The organism is Bacillus sp. JJ1764, assembly GCF_036962145.1.
GTDB lineage: Bacteria > Bacillota > Bacilli > Bacillales > Cytobacillaceae > Neobacillus.
The window spans coordinates 869-3,310 of record NZ_JBALNY010000128.1; the positions used below are offsets into that span (position 1 = coordinate 869).

Here is a 2,442-nt window from a genome sequence, read left to right on the forward strand (position 1 = left end):
TCTTTTCAATCCAAAATTTAATAACCTTTTCATCCTGTTCAGTTTTTAAAAGGGTATGACCTGCATTTTTTGACCAGGCTGGAAGGTCATTCAAGGCACCCCTGTCTGTCACATGAAGTTCTATCACTTGTCCACTTTCTAATGACTCAATCCCTTTTTTAAGCTTAATAATGGGCATTGGACAAGTTAATCCTGTAACATCCACCACTGTATCAACGTTTATCTCTTTTTCATTTTCTATAACTGTTTCTCCACGATCATTTGTTGTAGTTTCAACATTTTTATTTAAATTGCTTCCATATACAGAGGAATATGTTTTCCATCCACCATCCAAATTAATAGCCTTAAACCCACTATTAGTTAAAATTCGTGATGCCAGATAACCTCGTAAGCCTACCTGACAAGATACATAAATTGGTTGATTTTTTGGCAATTCATTCATTTTACCTCTTAAATCATTAAGAGGAATATTGATTGAACCCTCAATAAATCCAAATTCACGTTCCATTGGCTCACGAACGTCGATTAATAGTCCTCCATTTGCAATAATCTCATCAATCTCATGCCACTGAGTCATTTCCAATTCGTCTTCCATGATATTAGAAGCAACATATCCTGCCATATTCACTGGATCTTTTGCTGAAGAATATGGTGGTGCGTAAGACAATTCGAGGTTTGTCAAATCTTCAACGGTTAATCCGCCTTTTATAGCAGTAGCGATCACATCAATACGTTTATCGATTCCGTCTGCTCCAACGGCTTGAGCACCGAAGATTTTCCCTGATTCCTTATCAAAAATTAATTTTAAAGAGATTGGGGCTGCGCCGGGATAATACCCTGCATGAGAACTTGGATGAATATGAACCACTTCATAAGAAATGCCTAACCGTTTCAATGATTTTTCATTGTTTCCTGTTGCGGCAACCGTTAATTCAAACACCTTTGCAATGGAAGTACCTAAGGTTCCTTGGTATTTTTCATTTTTGCCCATCATATTATTAGCTGCAATACGTCCTTGGCGGTTAGCTGGTCCAGCAAGTGGGATCATTGCCTTTGTTCCGCTAATATAATCTACAACCTCTACAGCATCTCCTACCGCATAAATATCTTCATTAGAAGTTTGGAGGAATTCATTTACAACAATTCCTCCACGCTCACCTAACTCTAAGCCTGCTGTTTTGGCTAATTCATTTTCTGTTCTGACACCAATCGATAGAATGGTCATATCAGTATCGATTTCTGTTCCATCAGAAAGGATAACCTTCTTACCATTATCAGCAAATGAATCGACCCCATTTTCTAAAATTAGCTTTACACCCTTTTCTTTTAAATGCGTGTGGAGAATACTTGCCATTTCAAAGTCAATTGGAGCCATTATTTGATTAGCCATTTCAATAATCGTAACTTCTAAACCTCTATCCACAAGATTTTCAGCCATTTCAATTCCAATAAATCCACCACCAATGACAATGGCTTTTTTAGGATTATTTGCATCCACATGGTGTTTAATTTTATCTGTATCAGGAATATTTCTTAATGTAAATAATGTTTTATTTTCATTTAATCCAGGAATAGGCGGTACGATCGGTCTTGCTCCTGGTGATAATAATAACTTATCATAGGATTCCTCGTACACTTCACCAGTTTGTAAGTTCTTAATCGTTACATTTTTTGCTTCAGGATGAATGTTTACTACCTCGCTTAAATTGCGGATATCAAGGTTAAAGCGTTCTGACATTCCTTTTACAGTTTGTACCAATAATTTACTTCTGTCCTTGATCGTTTCGCCAATGTAATACGGTAAACCACAATTAGCAAATGAAATATGTTCACCACGTTCTACAAGAACGACCTCAACTTCTTCACTAATCCTTCTTAATCTTGCAGCTGCTGTTGCTCCACCGGCTACTCCACCAACGATAATGATTTTTTGTGCCATGGTATCCCCTCCGAATTGAAATATGTTAATTAATATATTTTTTATCAAAGTATACCCTAATGGGTAATATACCTATAAGGGTATTATATAATCCGATTAAAAATTGTAAAGTCATTTTTCGATAACTTCACTTTTTCTTCACAATTACACAAACAAAAAATAGAGACCACCAAAGGATCCCTATTTTCAATGAGCTAACATATTAAACTGTCAATTCTAAAAGATTTCCCTCAGGATCTTCAATCACACTTTCATAATAGCCATCCCCTGTTACGCGGGGACCATTAACGAGACGGTAACCATCTTTTTGGAGGCGGGCTGTCAATTGATCCACGGACTCTTTGCTTCCAAGGGAAATGGCTATATGAGCCCAGCCAATTCTCTCGTCCTGATCCCTCTTATCAATACCAGATTTGCGCATGATCTCCAAACGAGCACCACTGTCAAAAGTAATAAAATATGATTCAAATTCCTTCACTTTATTGTGATACTTTGTGTTGGAC

At 36.9% G+C, this 2,442-nt stretch carries 2 protein-coding genes; both read right to left on the minus strand.

Features of this window, described 5'->3' with window-relative positions:
* Window positions 1-1,939, minus strand: a 1,939-nt coding sequence (locus V7083_RS17335; protein WP_335480171.1) for a CoA-disulfide reductase, incomplete at its 3' end; no start/stop codon positions are given.
* A 202-nt stretch (window positions 1,940-2,141) separates the two neighbouring features.
* Window positions 2,142-2,442: VOC family protein (locus tag V7083_RS17340; RefSeq protein WP_335480174.1), on the minus strand; the 301-nt coding region annotated here is incomplete at its 5' end.